Raw genomic sequence first — 23,211 nt, 5'->3', positions numbered from 1 at the left:
TTTATTTTGTTTGCACAAACTATGGCTGTTAGCGGCCATTAGTCTGGTGCTACTGGCGGCGCTGGTGTCTATCCTGCGCTACAGCCTGCCTTATGCCGATCATTACAAGTCTCAGATTGAACAACTTTTATCCAATCAGTATGGTACTGAAGTCCGCATAGGTGAGCTCAGTGCCAGTTGGCAAGCCAGAGGTCCGGCCCTGTTGCTGCATGATCTGGAATTTGCCAGCGAAAGTCAGCAGCTGGGTTTTTCGGTTGCCAGAGCTAGGGTGCACCTGCACTTTTGGAATAGCTTACGCAGTTTGCAGTTACGCTCCAGCCATGTTGAGCTTTCAGGTGTTGAACTTCGCTTAGTGGCTGAAAGCCTGGTTGGAGCGGCTTCAAATGGCAGTCAGCAGGAACCGCTCACCGATGCACTGGAGCAGCTGTTTTTTCGACAACTGCAACAGTTCACCATTCAGGATAGTCGGGTCTGGCTCGAGCTGGCGCACAGTGATCCTCTGGTGTTGTCTGTGCGTCAGCTCAGCTGGCGTAACCAAGGTCAGCGTCATCAGGGGCAAGGTGCGATAGCGGTCGAAGGGGTTACGGGTAATAGCTTGTCTTTTGTGCTGGATCTGTATGGTGAACGCCTTGACGCCACCTTTGGCCAGCTTTATCTGCAAAGTGAGCAGCTGGATATTCAGCCTTGGCTGAGCCAGTTTTTGCCTGAGTTGGTCGAGCTGGACTATGCCCATGTTAATTTGCAAGCCTGGGGTCGGGTTGAGCACGGTGCCATTCAGCGCATTCAGGTGGATCTGGCGGATAACACCCTGGGATGGCAACTCGAGCAACAAGAACACTGGCTGAAGCTAAGCCAGGGGCAATTGCTCTGGCATCCCGTTGATAGTGGCTGGTCACTGTACTCTTCCGAGTTACAGCTGAGCAGTTCAGAGCAAAGCTATCCAGGCATCCAGCTGCAACTGCACCGTATCGATGAGCAGCTGTCTGGTCAGCTGCAGGGGCTGGAGTTGGCTGCTTTGCAACCATTAAGCGCTTTAATCGCCCAACAACGGACCGAGTTGCAGTTACTTACCAAGTTGCAGCCAGCTGGACTGTTGAGGGAGTTGGCCTGGGCTATACAGCCGGATGACTGGCAGCTGCACGCCAAGCTGGATCAACTGCACAGCCAGCCCTATGCCGATATCCCCGGGGTGCAGCGGCTCAATGGCTACTTCGTTGCAGCCACTGAGTTTGCTGAGTTACATCTGGCTAGTGAGGACAGTGCATTAGACTGGCAAGGCGCTTTTAGCCAACCGATGCAGTATCAGCAGCTGCAGGCAGAGTTGCAGCTGCGCTATCTGGACGATGTCTGGCAATTGCGTATGCCAAAATTTCGCCTGCAAGGCAATGATGTACAGGCTGAAGCGCAGCTGGTGCTAAACTTTTCTGAGCAGGCCGAATTGTTTCTACTGGCCACTGCGGATGGGGTAGCAGTGGCCAATGCGATGCATTTTTATCCGCGGCACTATATGCCTGGCAGCATCATCGATTATTTGTCCTGGTCTTTGCTCGGTGGTGAGGTACGCAACGCGGCTACCCTTTGGCATGGCCCCTTGGCTCAGTTTCCGTTCCCTCAGAATGAAGGTGTTTTTCAGTCAACCGGTCAGGTAACGCAGGGGCGGATGCGCTTTCAACCGGACTGGCCAGAACTGTCCGAGGTAGAAGCCTTACTCTGGTTCGAAAACAGCCAGATGCAGATTTCCAGTTCAAAAGCGCGATTGCAAGGGCTGGCGGTCAGTGAGTTGGTTGAAGTGCGTATCGATGATCTGTTTCAGGCCGATACCTTGTGGATTGATATAGCAACTTCGGCCGATGCAGCGGAGGTACAGAGCCTGATGCAGCAATCGCCATTGGCTGGCTCTGTTGGTGAGGCACTGACTTATGTTGGATTGCAGGGCCAGGTGCAGGGTAGGCTGCAGCTAGCCGTTGGCTTGCAGCAAGCGGCTGTGCGGGCACAGGGCGAAGTGTGGTTTGATGATAACCAGGCTTATTTGAAAGCACCTGCCTTGCACTTTGAGCAGATCAGTGGCCGGCTGCAGTTTGATAACGATCGGATAGATGCTACCGCTATGCAAGCCAGTTGGTCTGGGTTGCCGTTTGCGCTCCAGCTGTCTGGTCAACAAGGCAATGAGCACTATCAACTGGGACTGCAGCTGGATGGTCAGCAGGAAGCCGCTCAGATGCTAAGCCGATTGCCCATCGAGTTGCCTGAGCTGGCCCATGGTGATACCAACTGGCAGCTGCAGTTGGATGTGCAATTACCGGGTGATGGTTTTGCCTATCAGGCCCAGCTGCAGGCTAATTTTGAGCAGACGGCATTGGCCTTGCCGGCTCCTTATGCCAAAGCTGTTGGCGATGAGTCTGCGCTGGAGGTCTGGGTGCAGGGCGACGCCGAGCAGAGCTTGATCCGAGCAGCCTACTCCGAACCGTTGTACTTTCAGGCACGACTGCGACACGACAGCGGCGCTATGGATCAGGTGCTACTTCGACTGGGCGGGCGCCATTACGGCGTATTGGAGCCTGGTTTAGTGGTGGATGTTGAACTGGATGCCACTGAACTACAGCCTTGGTTTGAACTATTGCTACCACCACTGACAGCTGCCAGCGAGCATCCTTCTGGGCTATGGCCTGCACTAAGCCGGGTGCGGGGGCGGGTGGCTACGTTGCACTTGGCCGATCAGCTGGCGTTGCATCAGACGCTGTTTGAGTTGACGCCTGCGGATGATCATTGGGCCTTGCAGCTCAATGGCGCCGAATTGGCCAGCCAATGGCGTTTTTATCATGACTGGCAGCAGCGCGGTATCGCCATTGATATGGATTATTTACGTCTTAAAGCGCAGGATGCGGTGCTTTCTCAAACGGCGGTGTTGCCAGCTGCAGAGCAGCAGCCGATGGGGTGGCTAGAGCAGTTGCCTCCCATTCGGCTGCGTTGTCAGGATTGCAGCTATGGCTTCTATGCGCTGGGGCAAGTGGAGGCTGAGCTGGCCAATACGGACCAAGGGCTGGAACTTAGGCGTTTTCAGGCCGACTACAAACGCAACCGGCTGCAACTGAGTGGGCATTGGCAGCCAGACAGCGGCCTTGGTTTGAGCCACTTTAAAGGCAGTTTGAGCAGTCCCAATTTAGGTGCCTTGCTCAGTGAATATGAGATCAGCACTGCCATCAGCGGCAGTCGGGCGGATATTCAGTTTGACCTGAACTGGCAGGGCAGTCCTCTGCAATTTGAACTAGCCAGTCTGGGAGGCACCGCCAGCTGGCAGTTGGGGGAGGGCTCTTTGTCTGAAGTCAGTGATAAAGGTGCTCGTTTATTTTCGTTGTTTAGTCTTAACTCGCTGGTGCGGAAGCTACGGCTGGATTTTCGCGATGTTTTTGCTAAGGGCTTTTTCTACAACCGGATGCAAGGTGAGATTAGCCTGCACAAGGGTGTGGCGCAAACCAGCAACAGCACCATTGATGGTGTGGCCGGTAACCTTAGCATGCAGGGCTATGCTGATTTAGTGAACCGTAAACTGGATTATCAGATGACGCTGGTGCCGAAAGTCACCTCCAGTTTGCCGGTGATCATTGCCTGGATGGTGAACCCAGTGTCGGGTTTGGCTGCTTTGGCATTGGATGAAATGTTTACCTCGGCCGAAGTGATTTCCCGGGTCAATTTTACGGTCACCGGTACCTTTGATGAGCCGGTGGTGACGGAGGTGAATCGTCACAGCACCGAAGTGCCGGTACCAGTTCGGGTTGCTCAGCCACCGAATGAAGCTGAGCAGGTGGAGAAAAATGGCCAGCCCCATGGCGACTGATTGGCAGCTATCGGCGCTGCAATGGTGCAGCGCGCCCGAGCCTGCTGTTAATTTGCAGCAAATAAGGTCTTTCTTGCAGCAGCTACCACCGTTTAAGCGGCATTTGGTCGTGTTGCCGGAATGTGCGCTGATTTTTGGTGGGCCCGAGGGCTGGCAACAGCGCTTTAAGGAGCCGCTTGGTCAGGGGCACTGGCAACAGCAACTGGCTGCTTTGGCCCGCGAGTTTCAGCTTTACCTGTTGCTGGGTTCTTTCCCAACTCAAAGTGCAGATCCCACTCGTTTCTATGCCTCCAGCCTGCTGTTTGGTCCAGATGGTCGCCTGCTGGGGGATTATCAGAAACTGCATTTGTTTGATGTTCAGGTTGCCGATAATACCGGCAGTTACCGCGAGTCGGACAGCACCATGGCCGGTGAAAAAGTCACCCTGGCAGACTGCCTGGGACTAAAGCTTGGTTTGACGATATGCTATGATGTGCGCTTTCCAGGTCTGATGCAGCAACTAGCGGCGCAAGGCATGCAGGTGCTCTCGGTGCCATCGGCTTTTACCAAAGTCACCGGTGCCGCCCACTGGCACAGTCTGTTACGAGCCAGGGCCATTGAAACCCAGTGCTTTGTGGTAGCGCCGAACCAAACCGGTAAGCATGCCAACGGCCGTGAGACCTATGGCCATAGCCTGATTATTGATCCCTACGGCCGGGTAATGGCGGATGCCGGCGTTGAGCCAGGCTGGATCAGTGTGCGTATAGATCTGAATGAATTAACGGCCGTGCGTCAGGCCATGCCACTTTGGCAACACAACCGTTTTAACTGTGAGTTGACACCATGAACCGAGTCGAACAGAACCTGCTGCATGCCCATGAGCTGACCGAGCAGCATCTGCAACAGAATTTAAGCTATTTGCTGCAGCACCAACTGGATTATGCTGATCTGTATTTTCAATCCAGCGTGCATGAGTCTTGGGTACTGGAAGACGGCTTGGTAAAAGACGGCTCTTTCAATATTGAGCAAGGCGTAGGTGTACGCGCCATCAGCGGCGAGAAAACCGGTTTTGCCTATGCTGATACCATCAGTCAGGATGCGTTGCTGCAAACAGCCACTGCCGCCCGGGGTATTGCCAATCATGGCCAGCAAGGCAGCGTCAAAGCCTTTAGCCGACGGGAAAACCAAGCGATTTATTTGCCATGTGAGCCACTGCAAAGCCTGAGCAATACCGAAAAAGTGGCCTTATTGCATCACATCGAAGCCTATATCCGTACATTGGATGCGCGGGTAAAGCAGGTGATGGTTAGTTTATCCGGTGTGTACGAAGAAATGTTGGTGGTGGCCAGTGATGGTACTTTTGCCACCGATATCCGGCCTTTGATCCGACTCAATTGCTCGGTATTACTTCAGCAGGGTGAACGTCGCGAGCGCGGCAGCGCTGGCGGTGGTGGTCGCAGCAATTACGATTATTTCACCGCCGAGGTGGATGGCGGTCCGCGCTGGCAACACTATGCCCGCGAAGCGGTACGGATGGCGCAGGTGAATCTGACGGCCATCGATGCCCCGGCTGGTACCATGCCGGTAGTACTGGGTGCAGGCTGGCCTGGTGTCTTGCTGCACGAAGCGGTCGGCCATGGGCTTGAAGGCGATTTTAATCGCAAAGGCTCTTCCACCTTCAGTGGGCGTATTGGCCAGCAGGTGGCGTCCAAACATTGCACCATTGTCGATGACGGCACCCTGGCACATCGCCGTGGCTCGCTGAATGTCGATGATGAGGGGACGCCTTCGCAGTACAATGTCCTGATTGAAAACGGCATTTTAAAAGGCTACATGCAGGATAAGCACAATGCTATGCTGATGAACACTGCGCCAACCGGCAATGGCCGGCGGGAGACCTTTGCCCACCTGCCGATGCCACGTATGACCAACACCTACATGCTGGCCGGTGAACATGCGCCGGAAGAAATTATCGCTAGCGTGAAAAAGGGCATCTATGCGCCGAATTTTGGTGGTGGCCAGGTCGACATTACCTCCGGCAAGTTTGTGTTCTCTGCGTCGGAAGCTTATCTGATTGAAAATGGGAAAATCACGGCACCGATCAAAGGCGCAACCCTGATTGGCAATGGCCCGGCTGCGATGCAGCAAGTGTCGATGGTTGGCAATGATCTGGCATTGGATACTGGTGTCGGTGTCTGTGGCAAACAAGGCCAGAGCATCCCGGTCGGCGTTGGCCAGCCCACTTTGAAGCTGGATGCCATGACCGTAGGCGGTACCCAGTAAGCGCTAAGGTCGCCAGCTGGTGTGATTAGTTTGCCAGCCAGGCGGTCAGTGAGTACACTCAGGCACTTTACATAGTCGTTTTATCAACCCGCCTCAGAGCGGGCTTAGACCCGAACCCTTACAGGAAGAAGTTATGGCAGCATTTGGTACCGTTTTTATGCCAGAAATGGCAATGGCCCGCTTCAGTGACGGCGCCTGGAGCAGCGCAGAGATCGTCTCATCCAATAGCATCAGCTTGCACCCGGGTGCCCATGTGCTGCACTACGCCAGCACCTGCTTTGAAGGTTTAAAAGCGTTTCGGCATGAGGATGGCTCCATTCATCTGTTCCGGATGGATCGCAACGTTGCCCGTATGCAGCAAAGCAGTCAGCTGCTGTCTTTACCGGCTTTTGACGCGCCGATGCTGGAGCAGATGATTATCGACATCGTGCGGCGCTTTGCTGCCGACGTACCGGCCCCGCCGGGATCCATGTACATCCGGCCAACCCATATTGGTACTGAAGCGGCCATCGGCAAAGCGGCTGCTCCAACAGCGTCGTCTCTGCTGTATGTCTTGCTATCGCCGGTCGGCGATTACTTTGCTGGTGGTGCTAAGCCGCTGCGCTTATTACTGGAAGAAAATGGCGCCCGCTGTGCGGCCCATATGGGCATGGTGAAAAGCGGTGGCAACTACGCCAGCGCACTGCAACCGATTTTAAAAGCCCGCGCCAGCGTGCAGGCCGATCAGGTGCTGTTCTGTCCGGGCGGTGACGTACAGGAAACCGGCGCCGCCAACTTCCTGCTGATTGATGGCAATGAAATTATTACCAAGGCGCTGGATACCAGCTTCCTGCACGGTGTGACCCGTGATTCCATCCTGACGCTGGCACGCGATCTTGGCATGACGGTCTCAGAGCGCGAGCTGAGCGTTGATGAGCTGCTGGAGCGTGCAGCCAAGCCGGGCGCCGAAGCTGCGCTGTCGGGCACGGCCGCGGTGCTGACCCCGGTTGGCACCTTGATCCGTGGCAACACCGAGCATCAGGTGGGCAGCGGCGAAGCCGGCCCGGTCACCATGAAACTGCGCCAGGCACTGAATGCCATTCAGTGGGGCAAAGCCGAAGACAAGCACGGCTGGCTGCGTAAAGTCTAAGTTGCCTCTACCATTTAGAAACCCGCGAAATAACCGCGGGTTTTTATTTGTGTCGCAGCAGGCCACTTCAAGCTCAGCCATGCATCCGGCTGGTCGTTAAGTAAAGCTTGGTCCGACAATAATTGAGACACGCCGGTTTTGTGCGCGCCCTTCCGCAGTCTCGTTACTGGCGATAGGAAAAGCGCTGCCCATACCTCGGGTGCTGATCAGCTGTGGTGCTGTACCTGCGTAGATAAAGACCTCTGCCACTCTATTTGCCCGGCGCTCAGACAGTTGCAGATTATAGCTTTCGTCTCCGGTGGCATCGGCATGCCCTTCGATGCGGAGGCTGTTGATACCAACACTGCGTAAGGTATCACTTAATCGTCGGATCTCAGTTTCACTGTCTTTGGAAAGCATATCTTGGTCAAAGCCAAAAAGTAGCAGAACGGATAAGTTAAGTACCCACTCATCGCCATGGGGTTCGAATCCTTCTTGTACTAAAACTCTCAATTGTTGGTTGTTTAGTCCTGTCGAGGCTTGGCAGCCACTAAGTAGCAAAGCCAATGCAAAGAACAAACAAATACAGCGAAATAGTCGCATCAGTGTACTCCTCTAACTTTCTTCCTTTTTGAATCGATGATGGCTAGGGTAGGCTGTATCCATTCCTACCACTGCCTTTAACCTGATACATCGCAGTATCGGCAGCTTGCATCAATTCTTCTACACTCCCACCGTGTATTGGGAAGCGTGCCACCCCAATACTGATGGATATTGTTACGCTACTTTGGTCCGGCAAGGTGATGGGTTGACTCACCTGGGCTATAAGTTTTTCACAAAGTTGCTCAATATTTTCTGCCGATTCAGCTGCATCTATCAGGATGCAAAACTCATCGCCGCCCAAGCGAGCTACCAAGTCGGTTGCTCGTAAGTTTTGCTGAATTCGGTGCGCTAACGCTTTTAATACATCATCGCCAGCAGCATGCCCATAAGTATCGTTGACGGCTTTAAAACCATCGCCGTCAATATACAATATCGAAAGCTCGCTCGATTGACGCTGGGCGCGCTCAACAGCACGATGCAGTGCTTTTTCAAAGAAGCTGCGGTTGCGGATACCGGTCAGTGAATCTGAATAAGCATGTTGCTGTAGTTCAGTATGTGCGGCCTCTACGGTCGTTTGCCATTGATTTAACTCGTCTAGTAAGGCGTTAAAGTCGATACGCAATTGATCAATCTCGGCAATTTTGCTGCGGGAGACCCGTTGACTGAAGTCACGTTGTGTTCGCACTTTCGAGGTGACCATTGCTAACTCTAACAGCGGTTTGCTCATCAAGCGGTGCAAGTGCCTGGTTCCCAAAATGAGCAAGGCCAGAGTGCCCCCCAGACTAAACAGCAGACTTATGAACCCGTAGGACATAAAAAGTAAAATGCGCTCACCCTTAGGCCATAATGTAATGGTTGCAATGTTTTGCTGTTGCATGGCGATTGGAGCACTTTCAGGTTTAAGCAGCCAATGTATGAGTTTGTCCGACACGCGACTAGACTCTGTAGCCTGCTCTGACTTCCAACTGATGTAGTGATCACCGTTGAGCAGAGTGACTCGCGCCTGGACAACATCGACGTCACTCAGAAGATGCTCGAGCTGCTCAGCAACGATTTCTTTATCATCAAAAAAAACGGCTGCTTCTATAGTGACTGCAGTTGAGCGAGCCACCAGCTGTAAATTCATTTGGGCGAACGCTGTAAGTTGCTTCATGCCAAGGCCACCAATGATAATCGCCAGTGATAAAATACTTATCAGCAATACCACCAGCGTGCTTCTGATGTAAATGCGTTGCAAGCTTGGCAATCGTGGGGCTTTTTCCTTGCGCAAGACGTTCATAAGCCACCTCGGTGCTGTCCTAAACGTAAGACGCTTGGGTGGACCTTCACGGTGCTCCGAGAAACGGCATCAAGGTTAATTTTAAACGTGGCTTTGTCGTTGGCTACCGTGAAGCAAAACATCCCACCCATGCTGCAATGTTCGTTTTCTTCTTCCATGGTAATGACAGCGGTATTGCCAACGGCATCGTACAGCTGCTGGTAGTAACTTCCTGATAAGTAACCCAGGTAATACAAGTGGCATCCAGAGGTCTGAGCCAGTGCCTCTTCGATGGATAAAACCTGGCTGTCTACCGGGACATCACCAATAAAATGAGTCGCCTGCAATAAAATATCTGCATGCATGACATTGCCTACCACACAAATATTGACATGTTGCAAAGGCTCAGGCCATCGGCTGTAACGAATGATACCGAGCACCAAGTTGGCAACTTGCTCTGAAACAGGAGGAAGAGGTGCTACGTGCGGTGACCTTGACTCTTCAGCTGAGGCAATGCCTGCATAGGTTGCCATGAGCAATAATATACTTAAGGACAACAAAGTCATTTTAAAGCAACGACAGAAATGGGGGTTCACAACATCATCCATTTGTTGAGTAAAGCAACTGAGCGGCTATCCATGCATGGATACCGATGTATCGGCTAAAAAGGTCAAGTCTTGAGCTTATTGTATCGTGTTTTGTCGCGGTGCTGTGGAGATATTCTGCTTTTTTCCCTGAAATGGGAAGGATACCCCTGACTTAAAGTTCATGCGGACTGATTTCGGGCTAAGGATCACATCCAGCCTTTGTCGCTGCTTTGCGCCTGATAGAGGGCGTAATTGGCAATTTGTTCGGCGTCCTCTGCTGGCATGTAAGGAATGCTAAGACTGCCGGAGGCAAAGACTAACTGCAGATGGCGCAGCCGGGCGCGGCGCATCAGCCAGTGCTGTTGGCGGGAAACCTGCTGCAGCTTGTGCAGCGGTACGCAGTAATAATCTACCCCGATCACGCCGCGGCGCAGGTACAGGTAATGGGCGTCGATGGCATAGCCAAAGCGGCGCCAGCGCAGCAGCAGGAGTCCCAGCAGCAGCGTAAAGAGTGGTAACAGCAGATTGGCCAGCAGTGCATCGTCCGGCCGCAGCGCCCACTGGCTGATGCCAAGCGCAGGCAGCCAGAACAGCAGCAGGCTGGGTATGACAAAGCGCCAGTTGACCGGCCGAAAGCTTACCTGGTGCAGTTGTTGGTCTGGGTATGCTTCGCTTAGCAATTGCTGCGCCTCTCTCGGTGGCAGGGCAGGTACCATAATTTTGCCATGTTCCGCGTGGCTTTGGGCGGCGCTCATCGGCGCCTGCACCTGCTCGTAGCGCAGATTGCAACGGCCAAAGACTTTATCCAGCCAGTCTTGCTGCAGCCGGATCCATTGCAAACGGGAAGGCTTCATACTGATTTCGTGCCGGGTCAGCAGGCCGCTGCGGCGGATATAACGATCCTCGCTGCGCACCAACCGAAACTGGTAGTAGCTGAGCACCGAGGCGGCAATGGAAAACAAGGTGATCAGCAACATAATCAGCATGGTCAATGCCAGCACGGCCAGTCCAAGCCAGAACCAGGATTGCTGTTCGGGGTTAAACCAGTGACTGATATCCAGCCCCAGCCGTTGGAACAGATCACCGAGTACAGTGGTCAGCTGGTTGTAAAACGGCGCCGCCAGGCCTAGCGCCAGCATTACTCTGTTGTTGCTGATGCCATAAAGCACCAGATCGCCGACCGAGCGACTGCAGAGCAGGCGTTCATTGTTGGCTGCTACGACTGCAGCTTGTTGAGCGTGTTGCTCAGGATCGGCGGGTGTGTGCGGGCTTTGCTGTTGCACCGCATAAATGGCTTGTTGCAGCTCGGTGGCTAGCGCCTTGGGCAAAGCGGCGAGTTGCGCTTCCTGCTGGTTGGAGCCCGCCGTATCCAGTTGCAGGCAGAGGTGCCCGCTAGGTCGGTAATACAGCGGCTGCAGCAGCCGTACATTCTGGATACGGTTAAAGGGGATATTCAGCTGTTTTTTGCGCAGCACGCCGGAGCGAATTTCCACCGTCTCGCCGGTGACACGAAAACGAAATGCCAGATAGCGCAGCAAAGCAATGGTGAGCAGCAGTGCAAGAATGGCCAGCAACGCCAGCGTAAAATAGCCTGGGTAGCGCTTGATGCCCTGATAAAACACCAGCAAGGTCGGGGCCAGATAGGCCATATTGCCAAAAACGGCTTTGATAAGTCGCAAACAAAAATACAACAGCGCAATTGGCGAGACCCGCTGCCATTGTTGCAGGGTCTGCAACTCGGTTGTTGCTGCCTGGTTGCTAACAGACTGCTCAGTCATGCTGACGGCTGCTCTTGTGCTGTAAAATAAACTGGCGGATTTTTTTCGCCTCCGCCAGCGGTAAGCCGGGGATTTCAAAGGTATGTAAGGCGCCACCGGCACTGAATACCTGCATGGTTGCCAGCCCGGCCCTGCGCTCTATCGGGCCGCGTTTTAACTCAATATGCTGAATACGCAAAATGGGTTGGGTGACGCTTTTCTCAAACCAGAGACCACTGCGAAAACTTAAATCGTGTTCACGCAGGGCGAAGCGTTTACGTGGAAAGGCCAGGTAGCAATACAGAGTCACCCATAAGCTGCCGGCAATCAGCAAGCCAGCAAAAGCCAGCAGGATGTGTTGGTTGGGCTCGCTTGGTTGCCAGAAAGGCTGCAACCAGAAGGTGAGTGTCAGCAGGATCAGTAACAAACTGGTGGCACTGTTGAGCCAAAAATTCAGTCGGCTATAGCGAGGCGATAGCGGCTGCCAGTCCAGCTGCTCCAGTGCAGGTAACTGATTGGGATGAACGGCAAGATTTTGAAAGGGCGCGGTTTCCATGCGTCTGTCTTCTTGATCACCAACTGTAAGCAGAATGGTAACTGATTTTACTGCTAGCGCCTATCGGCTTTTGCTGTTTAAGCGTGCAGCTCAATAATCCGCATAGCAACCGAACGCTGCAATGCGGGTGTATTGATAACTAGAGGTTATTGCTCGGTGGTGATGTAAGGCCGGATCAGCTGAAACAGCTCACGAAATGCTTTCGGTGGTTGCTGCTTTTGCTGCTCTTTTTGCGCCTGACGGATCAGCTGGCGCAGTTGCTGCACATCCACGTCCGGGTATTCAGCGACAAAGTGGGTCACGGCATCTTTTTCTTCCAGCAGACGATCACGCCACTGTTCCACCAGATGAAACTTGCGGGTAGCGGCCTGATTGGTGTTGCGAATAAGCGCCAGCGCCTGCTCAATCGGCTCGATATCGCGGCTGCGCATCAAACGGCCAATAAATTGAATATGGCGGCGTAGGGCTTCACGCTTGCTCGATAACTTATCGGCCAGCAGCAAGGCATCTTTGAGTTCGTCGTCCATCGGTACCTTGGCGCGCGAGGCAGGCGCCAGTGCCAGCAGTTCTTCGCCCAGTTTTTGCAGCGCTTCCATTTCGCGCTTTACCTGGCTTTTGCTCTTGAGCTCTTCGTCTTCATCCCAGTCGCCGTGGAGAAATTCTGTCATCTTGTCACTTATCTGAGTACACTATATGGCATCATTATAACGTATCGCAGTGTGAAAGAGCAGCGCATTGCAAAGAGTGTGCTCTTTATTGCAGGAACGAGGGGCTATGCAAGTAACGCAGCAGCAAATACAGCAAGACATCCAGCAGGAAATTGCGGAAGTAAAAGAAGCGGTCAGCCAGGTGCTGGCCCATGCCAGAAGGCTGGGAGCCAGCAGCGCCGAAGCTTCGATGAGCCGCACCCGCGGCCTGAGTGTCGAAACTCGCCATGGCGAGGTGGAAACGCTGGAGTTTAATCAGGACGGCGGCCTTGGCATCAGCCTGTACTTTGGTCAGCGCAAAGGCTCGGCTTCGACGGCTGACTTAAGCCCGCAGGCACTGCAACGTGCGGTCGAAGCAGCGGTAGATATTGCCCGCTATACCTCGGAAGACCCCTGCGCTGGTGTCGCTGAAGCAAGTTGGCTGGAGTTTAGCCCAGCCGAGCTAGACTTGTTTCACCCGCATGACGTGGATACCAGCGATGCCATTGCCAGCTGTGCCCGCGCAGAGCAGGCCGCTTTTGATTACGACAGCCGTATTGTCAATTCCGAAGGGGCGTCGTTTTCGTCGCATCAGGGCATCAAAGTCTATGGCAACAGCCATGGTCAATTGGTCGGTTACCCCAGCAGCCGGCACAGCATCAGTTGTGTGATGATCGGGAAAACCGAGCAGGACATGCAGCGCGATTACAGCTACAGCGTGCATCGTGATTTTACCAAACTGCTAAGTCCGGAGCAGGTGGGCCGTGAAGCGGCAGAGGAAACCGTCGCCCGGTTGGATGCGCGCCAGGTGCCGACGGAAAAAGTGCCGGTTATTTTCCGTGCCGATATTGCCAGCAGCTTATTTGGCCACCTGGTCAGTGCCATCAGCGGTGGCAGCATTTACCGTCAGTCCAGTTTTTTACTGGATAAGCTGGGCCAACGTATTTTCCCTGAGCATTTGAACATCATCGAGCGGCCTCATCTGCTGCAGGGCCTGGCATCCAGTCCTTTTGATGGCGAAGGCGTGAAAACCCGCGACCTGGCGGTGATTGAACAAGGTGTGTTGACCAGTTGGCTACTGACCAGTTATTCAGCCCGCAAACTTGGCCTGGCCAGTACCGGCCATGCCGGTGGTATCCATAATTGGCTGGTACAGCATGGCGAGCAGGATTTAGCCGCCCTTTGCCAGCACATGGGACGTGGCCTGCTGGTGACCGAACTGATGGGGCAAGGGGTGAATACTGTAACCGGTGATTATTCGCGCGGCGCTGCAGGTTTTTGGGTAGAGAACGGCGAAATTCAGTTCCCGGTGGCAGAAGTCACCATTGCCGGCAACCTGAAAGAGATGTTCCAGCGTATTGTTGCCATTGGCAAGGATGTGGATGTGCGCGGCGGTGTGCAAACCGGCTCGGTGCTGATTGAGTCGATGCAGTTGGCCGGCAATTAAAGATTCATAGCGTCAACACAGGCAGGCCCGCACTAGCGGGCCTGTTGCTTTTTACACACTTCCGGGTGTCAGGCCAGCACCGAATCAAACAACTGCAAAAAAGTGGGTGCAGGCGTGACCTTCAGTGGCAGCTGCAAGCGCTTAGCAATGGCTTCACTGCTTAGTACGCCGCGGATTTGATGACTGTTGCGATCCAGCACCAAACAAAACGCCTCACCTTCGCGCTGCAAGGTGCTCAGCACATCACTTATTTTGCTGCGCAGCAGATCCTGATACGCCAGTGCCTTTAAGCGGCTACGTGGCAGCATCAAGTCCCTGACGGTGATCTCATCGCGGGCTTCGCCCATCACCACCCGGCGCATAATGCTTTGCGCCGATAATTGTTGTGGGCTGATCAGACCAATCAGTTCTTCATTGGCATCGACCACCAGCTTGAGTGTGCTGTGCTCGCGCTCCAACATCATCAGTGCTTCGGTGGCCGGTGTTTCGGCTTCCAGCAGACTGGGCTGGTGCTGCTGAAAATCGGTCAGCCAATGGATAGCGGCTGTGCTAAGTTCCTGCTGATGACATTCATTGGGTTGCACCAGATGATCGTTGGCATCCAGTGGGTAAAGGGTCAGGTGTTTCATGGTCAATCCTCCGCAGCAGCCATTCAGGCTGCTGCAACAAAGCAGTTGGACTCCGTCGCCGGAGCAAAAAATGACTGTTGTGTTAGCAGGATAAAACCGGAGGAGCCCTGGCAAGATTGGCACTTCGGACCGTGGCCAGTGCAATGCTAGCGGCTGAGTTAGTAGCGCTGTAGAGGCTGGCTACCCGCTGTGGCTGGGCGCTTGTGGTGGCAGCATCACTATCATCGTGATTGTCATCGTACGACTTAGAGCGTTGTACCCAATCGCTGCTGTGTTGCAACAGAGCAGCGATGCTGTCTTGTTGCGGCAGTACCGAGGCTTCACTACTGGCATAAGGCTGCGACTGGCTAAAGCCAGTAACCAGCAACAACAACCAAAGTGAACGGATCAGCTGCATCACAGTGCCATCAAAGAACGAACGACCAGTCTTAAGATGGCGCCCGGCTTCCGAAAACGCAAGAGGGACCTGTTAAAAAAATACCGATTTGCGATAGTCGGCACCTGACGCTGGATCCTACCAGCAGTAAGCCGCAAAGTTTGGTTTGCGGCTGTGGTGCCAGGGGTTTATTTGGCTTCCTGTTTGTCGTGGTCAACCTTGTACAAAAAGTACACTGCATAAAAAATGCATAGGCCTATCACTAGGGCGAGGCCAGTAAAGGAAATAAAGATCACCGGATCGGATATAAATTCTTGCCACAGGTTCATGGGATGCTCCTCCTGTCTGATAACTGCATTCAGTGTAGAAGCAAGCGGCTGGGTAAAAACTGACCTGGATCAAGCTTTGCGGGGGCTTTGTTGGCGTAAGAGGGGCTAGTGCATCAGGCTTTGACGCAGATCAAACAATGTCTGCTGCCAACGCTCGGCTTGTGGTGCCAACTGCCGCAAGTACCGTGCAAGCAAATCGGTATCCGACGGATGAGCTGGCTCCGGACAGACTGTGAGCAGCGCCTGTTGCTCTAATTTTTCTGCTGCCAGCTCGGCTTCCAACAAAGCTGCTTTAATGGTGGGCTGTTCACTTAACTGACGGCGCAACTGGCGAATGGGCAGGGTGTACTGCTGATTGGCCGGCAGCACTGCCTGGTGCAGCCGGGCTATCTCTGCATCAGACCAGTACCAGTGTTGTTGCTCTGCATACAGCAGCAACAGCAGCAGATTGACATTGGCACCCAAGTCATCCTGCAACCTCAGCAACGATTGCTGCATACCAGGGTAGCATTGCAGGCAGAACTGCCAGAATTGCTCAGCCGTTGGCAGCTTAGCCATATTGCTGCCAGAACGCTTGCTCGGTCTGCTCCAGTTCGTCCTGCAGCAGGAACCAGTCTTCTTCCACCTGGGCCAGGGTTTTGCTAGCACTGGCCTGTTCGTTCAGGCGCTCGGTCAGCTCCGCTTTACGCGCAGCTTCGTACAGCTCTGGCTCGGCCAGTTGTTGCTCCAGTTCGGCCAGCCGGGTTGTAAGCTGCTCTTGTTGGGCTTCGGCTTGTTCCAGCTTTTTTTTGAGTGGTCTAAGCAGATTTCTCAGCTCGGCTTCAAGGCGCTTTTGGTCTTTACGCTGACTGGCGCTGTCTGGCTTGGGTTCTGCCTGGGTGTTTTGCTTGCGGCTGTCTTGTTGCAGCCATTGATAGTAATCCTGCAAATCACCAGCAAAGGGGGCTACCTTGCCATCGGCTACCAGATAAAATTCATCGGTGGTACTGGTTAGTAAGTGACGATCGTGCGACACCACCACGATGGCACCCTCAAACTCCTGCAACGCCATGACGATGGCTTCGCGCATGTCTAGATCCAGGTGGTTGGTTGGCTCATCCAGCAGCAGTAAGTTCGGCCGTTGATACACCAGCAAGGCCAGGACCAGCCGGGCTTTTTCACCACCGGAAAAAGGCGCGCAGGGTTCCAGCGCTTTATCGCCATGAAAGCCAAAACCGCCCAGAAAATCGCGCAGGCTTTGCTCGCTGGCGGCCGGATCCAGCCGTTGCAATTGCAACAGCGCCGAATCGGTTGGCCGCAGCGTTTCCAGTTGGTGCTGGGCAAAATAGCCCAGGCTGATGCCACTGGCGGTCCAAAGCTCGCCAGCCTGGGCTGGCAGATTACCGGCCAGATGCTTGATCAGGGTGGATTTACCGGCACCATTGCGGCCCAGTAAGCCAATGCGGCTGCCCGGTAACAACTGAAAATTGATGTTGTGCAAGATGGTGTGGTCGCCATAACCAAGCTGCACTTTTTCCAGCTTTAGCAGTGGGTTGGGCAGGGCTTTGGGCGGGCGAAACGCAAAACTAAATGGCGAGTCGACATGAGCCGGGGCCAGCATGGTCATGCGCTCCAGCGCTTTGACCCGGCTTTGGGCTTGTTTGGCCTTGGAGGCTTTGGCTTTAAAGCGGTCGATAAACTGCTGCAAATGCGCGACCTGCTGTTGTTGCTTCTCAAACATGGATTGCTGCTGTGCCAGCCGCTCGGCGCGTTGGCGTTCGAACTGGCTGTAGTTGCCTTTGTACAGCTGCACCTGTTGGCGCTCGATATGGATCATGCTGTCGGTAACAGCATCCAGGAAGTCCCGGTCGTGGCTGATAAGCAGCAGGGTGCCATCGTAGTTTTGCAGGTATTTCTCCAGCCAGAGCACCGCATCCAAATCCAGGTGGTTGGTCGGCTCATCCAGCAGCAGCAATTGCGAGGGCTTCATCAGCGCTCGCGCCAGGTTCAGCCGCATCCTCCAGCCACCGGAGAAAGATTTCACCGCTTGTTGCTGCATGGCGCCATCAAAGCCCAGGCCAGCCAGCAGAATGCCGGCCTTGGCTTCGGCGCTGTAACCGTTTAACTGCTCAATTTGCTGGTGGGCTTTGGCCAGCTGCTCGCCATCGCCGCCTTGTTTGAGGAGTTGCAGCAGCGGATACAAGGCTTCATCGCCCTGCAACACATAATCCATCGCCGGGCAATCCAGTGCCGGTGTTTCCTGTGCGACTGTCGAGATGACCCAACTGGACGGAATACTAAGCTCACCGGCATCAGGAGCCAGCTGCCCCAAAAAGCAGGCGAATAAAGACGACTTGCCGCAGCCATTGGCGCCGATAATGCCAATCTTCTGGCCGGGAAAAATGGTCAGACTGACGTCGCTAAACAAGGCTTTGCTGCCACGGCGCAGTTCAAGTTGTTGCAATTGGATCATGAAGACATCTCTGTTGCAGCATTGCACAAAGCAGGCAGTATACCTGAAGAAGTGACTGCTCAGCGAGCACAGTGGGCGACAGCACTGATCATTTTAGTGGGCACTGATGTATAATGGGCAGAGTTCACAAATCGAGAGCTGTATGACAACCCGCAAGAAAAAACGCTTTATCGCTGGTGCTACCTGCCCAAAATGCCATGCCATGGACAGCATGATGCTGTTTTTAGAACACAATGTGGAAAAAGTGGAGTGCGTGCACTGCGGCTATCAGATGACGCAACCGGATGCGGATGTGAGCAAAGCGGCGCGCGGCAGTGAACAACTGATTGGAGTCTTTAAGCCGGATTAAAGCCGTCCCACCTCTTTAATAATGCGGCGGTGGTGGCTCCTGCTCTTGTGGCATGATGTCATCCTGATCCTGCCGTTGCAGCTGCTTCGCCAGCAGTTGCACTTGCTGCTGCAGTAACTTAATTTGTTTTTGGTGCTCCAGCAGCTCTTGACTCAGATGCTGCATGGCATCGTCTTGAAAAGCAATTTTGCTTTCCAATTCAATAATATGAAGTTCGACTTTGTCGCTGTCTGTGCTGCTCATAACCTGATTCGCTCTGTATTGCGGGGTTGAAGTCTACGCAACTGCTTTAGTGGTTGTCCAGCTGGATCTGCCATACCTCGGCCAAACCACTGGAGCTTTCGCTGATCAGCTGATTAGGACCAAAGAAAGCCACTGCATGCACGGCGGCGCTGGGTGGCCGGCTGCCAACCCGGGGTGAGACCCGCCAGCGCTGCAACTCGCGCCCGCTTTGAACATCCCACAGGGCTAAGTTGCGACTGGGAGCGCCGGTGGCCAGCCAGCGGCCATCAGCGCTAAAACGTACGGCGCTAAATATTTGCTGGCGGGCGGTAAATTGCAACCGGCTAACCAGCAGACCCGTTTGGATATCCCAAATCTGCGCTGTGCTTTGGCTGTCGGCGGTAAACGCAAAGCGACCTTGTGGGTCCAGGGCGACTTTAGTAACCCGGCTTGGGTGCGGAAAGCTGTGAACGATTTGGGCGGTCTCGGTATTCCACAAATAGGCCATGTAATCGTTGCCACCGGTTAGGGCAAAGCGACCATTGGGCGATAAGTCGACGCTGTTGATGCGCTCACTGTGGCCAAGAAACTCCAGCCTGCGGCCGCTGGCAAAGGTAATATGCTGCACACCGCCATTGCCTTTGCCGATTAACAGGTGCTCCGCATTGTGTGAGACGGCAATATCCCGAACGGAAGACTCGTCCAGCTGCCAGTAGCCGACATTTTCGCCATCGGCAATGCGCCACAAGGCAAAGTTAGTGCGGTCGGCGCTCAGCACATGGCTGTTGTTTGGGCTTATGGCCAGCGCAAACACAATGTTTTCATCGGCATCGCGATGATTCCATTGGTACATCAAACCCTGACGCTCGGTATCCCAGATGGTAATACCATGCTGCACCGACGATTGCACCGCATAACGGCCATCGCTGGAGATGGCGGCGGCATAAGTGGCCTGGGCAGCATGCTTCCATTGCTGCACCGGCGTGGTTTCCACCCGGCTGCAGGCTGCTGTTAGCAGTGCAAACAGGAAAATTGGCAGATATTTGCTGCTATGGCTTAACCTCATCTCCACAAACCGTTAGTATAGGATGACGATTAAAATCATAACACAGTGCGCAGCTTAGGCTGCCCGATTTGGAGAAAATAATGCGCGTAACAACCAAACTCAGCCTGGTGGCTGCATCAGTCTTAACTTTGGCCGCCTGTCAGCCAGCTTCTGTTTCTGATGAAGGCCCGGTGAAACTGGATACCGATACCCAGAAACAATCCTACAGCTTTGGTGTTTCTGCCGGCTACTACATTGAAAATGCCGTGGCCGAGCATAAGGCTATGGGTATTGAGCTGGATGCCGATCTCATTGTTCGTGGCATGAAAGATGCTATTGCAGGCAAGGCGCTGGTAACCGAAGAGGATATTCAGCAGCACTTAACCGCCTTGGATCAAAGCTTCCGTGAAAAACAAGAGCAACAGGCTCAGGCAGCAGCAGCAGAAGCCAAGGCTGTCGGGAAGGCTTTCCTGGCCGAGAATGCCGGTAAAGATGGCGTGCAGGTGACCGAATCTGGTCTGCAATACCAGGTGCTGGAGCAGGGCGAAGGGGCTAAACCAGCGGCTGCTGATACGGTAAAGGTGCACTACCAGGGTACCCTGATTGATGGCACTGTGTTCGATAGCTCGTACGAGCGCGGTGAGCCGATTGAATTCCCATTAAACCGCGTTATTCCAGGCTGGACTGAAGGTGTGCAGCTGATGAATGTAGGCTCTAAGTTCCGTTTCACCATTCCATCTGAGCTGGCCTACGGCGAGCGTGATATGGGCGTGATCCCACCGAACAGTGTGCTGGTGTTCGAAGTCGAATTGCTGGATATCAAAAAAGCCGGCGAGTAACGGCCAACCCAACCACGAAAAAGGGCAGCCATGAGCTGCCCTTTTGCTGTCTGCATTAACTTAGCGCTAGGCTGTGGTTTGCCGATCGCTGTGCTTGTGATGCAAGGTGTGGATCAGCTCATCTTCTAACTCGAAGCGCTCTTCCAGTGCCTGCCCCAGATCAGATAGTTCCAGATCAAAGGCACCACTTTGCCGGGTGCTGAAGTGATCCGCATATTTATCATTAAAATCCAATGCTAAGTCCGTAGAAGCGGCAATCTTTGGATACAAGCGATTGGCCAGTTGCCGGCTATCGGTGCCGTTAACCGCACATTCGGATACGATCTGCTCATAAACTTCAAAATGACCGGCCGACAGGTAGTCCATCAGAATTTGACAGAACTCCTGCACTGCTTCCTGGCTGGGTTTGGCACGCTGCTTGTCGTCAAAGGGAGGTAAGCCCGCCAGTTTGCAATAGCTGATGATCAATTGCTGGCGTTCTTCCAGCCAATGATCGATTGCGGTTAAAGCGCCGCCCCACTTTTGTTGTGCTGCCTGAACCCGCCTATACATGACCTGCTCCTTACCCTGTCTGGTCTATCGTCTACTTAAAAGAATTCTGCCGCTAAAATCAATTGTTTTTTCATTGGTCTGAACTCTTTGACCATTTATCATACCCCCAGTCAGGCAACAGGCCAACCATTGTTGCTAAATGTTCCTAAAACAAGGATAAACGATGATCAGTCACAGTTTACCACTAAAAGCCGAGACCCAGGGCTACTGGCTGATAGTCAATCAGCAGCGGCTTTACTGGCCCGAAGCGCAGCATGGCTTGCATTTTAGTAGCATGGCCGAGCTGGTACCCTTCTTTGGTGAGCCAGAGCAAAGCGGTACCCTGGGCGAGTTTGAGGGGCAGCCGGTGTATTATTGGGTGGTCAACGATCATCGAGATGATGAAGAGAACTGGCAAAACCCCAGGCAGTTGCTGCGTTATGGCGATGCGGTATTTGAACTGGCCGCCAGGGCGGTGCAGGTCGCGCTTTTTATGCAAACACACCGTTTTTGTGGTCAGTGCGGCTCGGCCATGCATCTGGTGAGCTGGGAGCTCGCAGCCTTATGCCACCGTTGTGGCCATCGTTGCTACCCGCGCATCGCCCCTTGTGTGCTGGTTGCAGTGGTGAAGGGTGAGCAATTATTGCTGGCGCGTTCCAGCCGGCACAAAGCAGGGTTCTTCTCCATTCTGGCAGGTTTTGTCGAGTCGGCTGAAACTCTAGAGCAAGCCGCGTTACGGGAAGTCAAAGAAGAAGTAGGACTTGATATCGACCAGCTAGAGTATGTTGGCAGTCAGCCCTGGCCTTTTCCGCATTCATTGATGACTGGTTTTATTGCTCGTTATGCAGGGGGAGAGATTCGTTGCCAGCCAAATGAAATTGAAGAGGCCCATTGGTTTGATGTAACAAAACTGCCCGAGGTACCACCGGCACAAACCCTATCGGGTCAGATGATTGAGCGGGTGAAACAGCGAATTGCAGGCAATAAAAAAGCCACATAATGTGGCTTAAATCACCGAAGTGATTAGAAGGTCCCGTGAACGGGCTTCTTTATTCTTATTCTTCACTAGCGCCTTCATTTTATAGCAGATGTTTTTCTGGCATACAAGCGACTTTTTGAACTTTTTTTGCAAAATTCAGTCTGCAGTCAGTTTGATTCGGATCCGCATTGGAACTAGAGCACTGGCTGCAGCAATGCTAAGATAGCACCATTCACTCCGAGGACAGATCCCATCATGCAATTAAAAAATGATCGTTACCTGCGCGCCTTGTGCAAAGAACCTGTAGATCGTACCCCAATCTGGATGATGCGCCAGGCCGGTCGCTACCTGCCAGAGTACCGTGCTACCCGTGCTCAGGCTGGCGACTTTATGTCGCTGTGCAAAAACCCGGAGCTTGCATGTGAAGTGACCATGCAGCCGCTACGCCGTTATCCGATGGACGCAGCTATTTTATTCAGCGATATTTTGACCATCCCGGATGCGATGGGGCTGGGCTTGTACTTTGGTGCTGGTGAAGGACCTAAGTTTGAGCGACCAATCCGTGACTTTATGGAAGTGGTCAACTTGCCAATACCCGATCCTGAGCAGGAATTGCGTTATGTGATGGATGCGGTGCGTACCATTCGCCGCGAGCTGAACGGCGAAGTGCCGCTGATTGGCTTCTCCGGCAGCCCTTGGACGCTGGCTACCTATATGGTCGAAGGCGGTAGCAGCAAAACCTTCAGCATTATTAAGAAAATGATGTACAGCGAGCCGGAAGTGCTGCATATGCTGCTGGATAAGCTGGCGCAAAGTGTCATCTTGTACCTGAATGCACAAATTGCCGCTGGTGCGCAGTCGGTGATGATTTTTGATACCTGGGGTGGTGTGCTGACCCCGCGTGATTACAAAGAGCATTCGCTCAGTTACATGCAGCAAATTGTCGACGGTTTAACCCGCGAAGCCGACGGCCGCAAGGTACCGGTGACCTTGTTCACCAAAAATGGCGGCCTTTGGCTGGAACAAATCGCAGCCACCGGTTGCGATGGTGTTGGCCTGGACTGGACCATGGATATTGGCCAGGCGCGAAAGCGCATTGGCGATAAGGTGGCTCTGCAAGGCAATATGGACCCGAATATTTTACTGGGTACCCCAGAACGCATTCGCCAGGAAGTACAGACCATTCTGGATGGTTATGGTCAGGGCACCGGCCATGTGTTTAACCTGGGTCATGGTATTACGCCGGATGTGGATCCAGAGCGGGTGAGTGTGTTTGTCGAGGCAGTGCAATCCTTTAGCCCGACCTACCATATGAATACCGATGATTAAATTCGGTAAAACGCACAAAGCCCGGCAACTGC

General features: G+C 53.6%; 23 protein-coding genes. 9 read left to right on the top strand and 14 right to left on the bottom strand.

The window, feature by feature from the left end; all coding sequences use genetic code 11:
• The first annotated feature begins 10 nt into the window (after positions 1 to 10).
• From JJU14_RS07620 to JJU14_RS07605, 4 genes are all read left to right on the top strand, one after another.
• The gene (locus tag JJU14_RS07620) at positions 11 to 3,835 is read left to right on the top strand and encodes a YhdP family protein (RefSeq protein WP_228612210.1); all 3,825 of its coding nucleotides are present in this window, start codon (positions 11 to 13) and stop codon (positions 3,833 to 3,835) included.
• Entirely contained in the window at positions 3,813 to 4,661 is an 849-nt protein-coding gene (locus tag JJU14_RS07615; protein WP_228612208.1) for a carbon-nitrogen hydrolase family protein, read from the top strand. The genes JJU14_RS07620 and JJU14_RS07615 overlap by 23 nt, the downstream gene beginning before the upstream one ends.
• On the top strand, positions 4,658 to 6,097 hold the full coding sequence (gene tldD / locus JJU14_RS07610; protein ID WP_228612206.1) for a metalloprotease TldD: 1,440 nt from the start codon (positions 4,658 to 4,660) through the stop codon (positions 6,095 to 6,097). Before JJU14_RS07615 ends, tldD begins: the two co-directional genes overlap by 4 nt.
• A 133-nt stretch (positions 6,098 to 6,230) precedes the next feature.
• The gene (locus tag JJU14_RS07605) at positions 6,231 to 7,226 is read left to right on the top strand and encodes a branched-chain amino acid aminotransferase (RefSeq protein WP_228612204.1); all 996 of its coding nucleotides are present in this window, start codon (positions 6,231 to 6,233) and stop codon (positions 7,224 to 7,226) included.
• A 96-nt stretch (positions 7,227 to 7,322) separates the two neighbouring features.
• Here the strand turns inward: JJU14_RS07605 and JJU14_RS07600 are convergent, their stop codons facing one another.
• The 6 genes from JJU14_RS07600 to yjgA form a co-directional block, all read right to left on the bottom strand.
• Entirely contained in the window at positions 7,323 to 7,808 is a 486-nt protein-coding gene (locus JJU14_RS07600; protein ID WP_228612201.1) for an OmpA family protein, read from the bottom strand.
• Positions 7,809 to 7,851: 43 nt separating this feature from the next.
• Positions 7,852 to 9,078 (bottom strand): sensor domain-containing diguanylate cyclase, encoded by a 1,227-nt coding sequence (locus tag JJU14_RS07595; RefSeq protein ID WP_228612199.1) that lies wholly within the window; start codon positions 9,076 to 9,078, stop codon positions 7,852 to 7,854.
• 5 nt (positions 9,079 to 9,083) lie between these two features.
• A complete protein-coding gene (locus JJU14_RS07590) occupies positions 9,084 to 9,599 on the bottom strand; it encodes a YfiR family protein (RefSeq protein WP_228612197.1) in 516 nt (171 codons plus the stop codon).
• Between the two features lie 260 nt (positions 9,600 to 9,859).
• Positions 9,860 to 11,431: a PH domain-containing protein gene (locus JJU14_RS07585; RefSeq protein WP_228612195.1), complete on the bottom strand. Its 1,572-nt coding sequence runs from the start codon at positions 11,429 to 11,431 to the stop codon at positions 9,860 to 9,862.
• Entirely contained in the window at positions 11,424 to 11,966 is a 543-nt protein-coding gene (locus JJU14_RS07580; RefSeq protein WP_228612193.1) for a PH domain-containing protein, read from the bottom strand. The genes JJU14_RS07585 and JJU14_RS07580 overlap by 8 nt, the downstream gene beginning before the upstream one ends.
• 146 nt (positions 11,967 to 12,112) lie before the next feature.
• Complete coding sequence (gene yjgA, locus JJU14_RS07575) at positions 12,113 to 12,634, bottom strand: ribosome biogenesis factor YjgA (RefSeq protein ID WP_228612191.1); 522 nt, start codon at positions 12,632 to 12,634, stop codon at positions 12,113 to 12,115.
• A 106-nt stretch (positions 12,635 to 12,740) separates the two neighbouring features.
• On the opposite strand from yjgA, the gene pmbA reads away from it, so the two are divergent.
• The gene (pmbA, locus tag JJU14_RS07570; RefSeq protein WP_228612189.1) at positions 12,741 to 14,099 is read left to right on the top strand and encodes a metalloprotease PmbA; all 1,359 of its coding nucleotides are present in this window, start codon (positions 12,741 to 12,743) and stop codon (positions 14,097 to 14,099) included.
• A 68-nt stretch (positions 14,100 to 14,167) separates the two neighbouring features.
• Here pmbA and JJU14_RS07565 read toward each other — a convergent pair whose 3' ends face one another.
• From JJU14_RS07565 to JJU14_RS07545, 5 genes are all read right to left on the bottom strand, one after another.
• Entirely contained in the window at positions 14,168 to 14,728 is a 561-nt protein-coding gene (locus tag JJU14_RS07565; RefSeq protein ID WP_228612187.1) for a CBS domain-containing protein, read from the bottom strand.
• Between the two features lie 82 nt (positions 14,729 to 14,810).
• Positions 14,811 to 15,125: a hypothetical protein gene (locus JJU14_RS07560; RefSeq protein ID WP_228612185.1), complete on the bottom strand. Its 315-nt coding sequence runs from the start codon at positions 15,123 to 15,125 to the stop codon at positions 14,811 to 14,813.
• 167 nt (positions 15,126 to 15,292) lie between these two features.
• Positions 15,293 to 15,433, bottom strand: coding sequence for a DUF3149 domain-containing protein (locus JJU14_RS07555; RefSeq protein ID WP_091345199.1), 141 nt, complete (start codon positions 15,431 to 15,433; stop codon positions 15,293 to 15,295).
• 105 nt (positions 15,434 to 15,538) lie between these two features.
• A complete protein-coding gene (locus JJU14_RS07550; protein ID WP_228612183.1) occupies positions 15,539 to 15,991 on the bottom strand; it encodes a TIGR02444 family protein in 453 nt (150 codons plus the stop codon).
• Positions 15,984 to 17,885 (bottom strand): ATP-binding cassette domain-containing protein, encoded by a 1,902-nt coding sequence (locus JJU14_RS07545; RefSeq protein ID WP_228612181.1) that lies wholly within the window; start codon positions 17,883 to 17,885, stop codon positions 15,984 to 15,986. The genes JJU14_RS07550 and JJU14_RS07545 overlap by 8 nt, the downstream gene beginning before the upstream one ends.
• Positions 17,886 to 18,027: 142 nt before the next feature.
• On the opposite strand from JJU14_RS07545, the gene JJU14_RS07540 reads away from it, so the two are divergent.
• Positions 18,028 to 18,234, top strand: coding sequence for a YheV family putative zinc ribbon protein (locus JJU14_RS07540; RefSeq protein ID WP_228612179.1), 207 nt, complete (start codon positions 18,028 to 18,030; stop codon positions 18,232 to 18,234).
• Positions 18,235 to 18,249: 15 nt separating this feature from the next.
• On the opposite strand, the gene JJU14_RS07535 is transcribed toward JJU14_RS07540, so the two are convergent.
• Both JJU14_RS07535 and JJU14_RS07530 read right to left on the bottom strand, forming a co-directional pair.
• The gene (locus tag JJU14_RS07535; protein WP_228612177.1) at positions 18,250 to 18,477 is read right to left on the bottom strand and encodes a SlyX family protein; all 228 of its coding nucleotides are present in this window, start codon (positions 18,475 to 18,477) and stop codon (positions 18,250 to 18,252) included.
• Positions 18,478 to 18,523: 46 nt separating this feature from the next.
• Positions 18,524 to 19,522: a WD40 repeat domain-containing protein gene (locus JJU14_RS07530; protein WP_228612175.1), complete on the bottom strand. Its 999-nt coding sequence runs from the start codon at positions 19,520 to 19,522 to the stop codon at positions 18,524 to 18,526.
• An 80-nt stretch (positions 19,523 to 19,602) separates the two neighbouring features.
• On the opposite strand from JJU14_RS07530, the gene fkpA reads away from it, so the two are divergent.
• Complete coding sequence (gene fkpA / locus JJU14_RS07525; RefSeq protein ID WP_091345204.1) at positions 19,603 to 20,340, top strand: FKBP-type peptidyl-prolyl cis-trans isomerase; 738 nt, start codon at positions 19,603 to 19,605, stop codon at positions 20,338 to 20,340.
• 66 nt (positions 20,341 to 20,406) lie between these two features.
• Here the strand turns inward: fkpA and rsd are convergent, their stop codons facing one another.
• A complete protein-coding gene (gene rsd, locus JJU14_RS07520; protein ID WP_228612173.1) occupies positions 20,407 to 20,892 on the bottom strand; it encodes a sigma D regulator in 486 nt (161 codons plus the stop codon).
• A 163-nt stretch (positions 20,893 to 21,055) separates the two neighbouring features.
• On the opposite strand from rsd, the gene nudC reads away from it, so the two are divergent.
• Both nudC and hemE read left to right on the top strand, forming a co-directional pair.
• Positions 21,056 to 21,871, top strand: coding sequence for an NAD(+) diphosphatase (gene nudC, locus JJU14_RS07515; protein WP_228612171.1), 816 nt, complete (start codon positions 21,056 to 21,058; stop codon positions 21,869 to 21,871).
• Positions 21,872 to 22,105: 234 nt separating this feature from the next.
• Entirely contained in the window at positions 22,106 to 23,179 is a 1,074-nt protein-coding gene (gene hemE, locus JJU14_RS07510) for a uroporphyrinogen decarboxylase (protein WP_228612169.1), read from the top strand.
• Positions 23,180 to 23,211: the final 32 nt, after the last annotated feature.

The sequence above is a fragment of the Alkalimonas sp. genome (assembly GCF_020831925.1).
Lineage (GTDB): Bacteria > Pseudomonadota > Gammaproteobacteria > Enterobacterales > Alteromonadaceae > Alkalimonas.
The sequence above is the reverse complement of the archived record's forward strand: the minus strand, read 5'-3'. Positions and strand labels throughout refer to the sequence as shown.

Coding starts and splice junctions, on each gene's coding strand:
- JJU14_RS07585 (WP_228612195.1), bottom strand. CDS start 11,431: ATGACTGAGCAGTCTGTTAGCAACCAGGCAGCAACAACCGAGTTGCAG.
- JJU14_RS07535 (WP_228612177.1), bottom strand. CDS start 18,477: ATGAGCAGCACAGACAGCGACAAAGTCGAACTTCATATTATTGAATTG.
- JJU14_RS07555 (WP_091345199.1), bottom strand. CDS start 15,433: ATGAACCTGTGGCAAGAATTTATATCCGATCCGGTGATCTTTATTTCC.
- JJU14_RS07565 (WP_228612187.1), bottom strand. CDS start 14,728: ATGAAACACCTGACCCTTTACCCACTGGATGCCAACGATCATCTGGTG.
- JJU14_RS07590 (WP_228612197.1), bottom strand. CDS start 9,599: ATGGCAACCTATGCAGGCATTGCCTCAGCTGAAGAGTCAAGGTCACCG.
- tldD (WP_228612206.1), top strand. CDS start 4,658: ATGAACCGAGTCGAACAGAACCTGCTGCATGCCCATGAGCTGACCGAG.
- JJU14_RS07545 (WP_228612181.1), bottom strand. CDS start 17,885: ATGATCCAATTGCAACAACTTGAACTGCGCCGTGGCAGCAAAGCCTTG.
- JJU14_RS07530 (WP_228612175.1), bottom strand. CDS start 19,522: ATGAGGTTAAGCCATAGCAGCAAATATCTGCCAATTTTCCTGTTTGCA.
- JJU14_RS07550 (WP_228612183.1), bottom strand. CDS start 15,991: ATGGCTAAGCTGCCAACGGCTGAGCAATTCTGGCAGTTCTGCCTGCAA.
- JJU14_RS07605 (WP_228612204.1), top strand. CDS start 6,231: ATGGCAGCATTTGGTACCGTTTTTATGCCAGAAATGGCAATGGCCCGC.
- rsd (WP_228612173.1), bottom strand. CDS start 20,892: ATGTATAGGCGGGTTCAGGCAGCACAACAAAAGTGGGGCGGCGCTTTA.
- nudC (WP_228612171.1), top strand. CDS start 21,056: ATGATCAGTCACAGTTTACCACTAAAAGCCGAGACCCAGGGCTACTGG.
- JJU14_RS07615 (WP_228612208.1), top strand. CDS start 3,813: ATGGCCAGCCCCATGGCGACTGATTGGCAGCTATCGGCGCTGCAATGG.
- JJU14_RS07600 (WP_228612201.1), bottom strand. CDS start 7,808: ATGCGACTATTTCGCTGTATTTGTTTGTTCTTTGCATTGGCTTTGCTA.
- pmbA (WP_228612189.1), top strand. CDS start 12,741: ATGCAAGTAACGCAGCAGCAAATACAGCAAGACATCCAGCAGGAAATT.
- JJU14_RS07540 (WP_228612179.1), top strand. CDS start 18,028: ATGACAACCCGCAAGAAAAAACGCTTTATCGCTGGTGCTACCTGCCCA.
- JJU14_RS07560 (WP_228612185.1), bottom strand. CDS start 15,125: ATGCAGCTGATCCGTTCACTTTGGTTGTTGTTGCTGGTTACTGGCTTT.
- JJU14_RS07580 (WP_228612193.1), bottom strand. CDS start 11,966: ATGGAAACCGCGCCCTTTCAAAATCTTGCCGTTCATCCCAATCAGTTA.
- fkpA (WP_091345204.1), top strand. CDS start 19,603: ATGCGCGTAACAACCAAACTCAGCCTGGTGGCTGCATCAGTCTTAACT.
- yjgA (WP_228612191.1), bottom strand. CDS start 12,634: ATGACAGAATTTCTCCACGGCGACTGGGATGAAGACGAAGAGCTCAAG.
- hemE (WP_228612169.1), top strand. CDS start 22,106: ATGCAATTAAAAAATGATCGTTACCTGCGCGCCTTGTGCAAAGAACCT.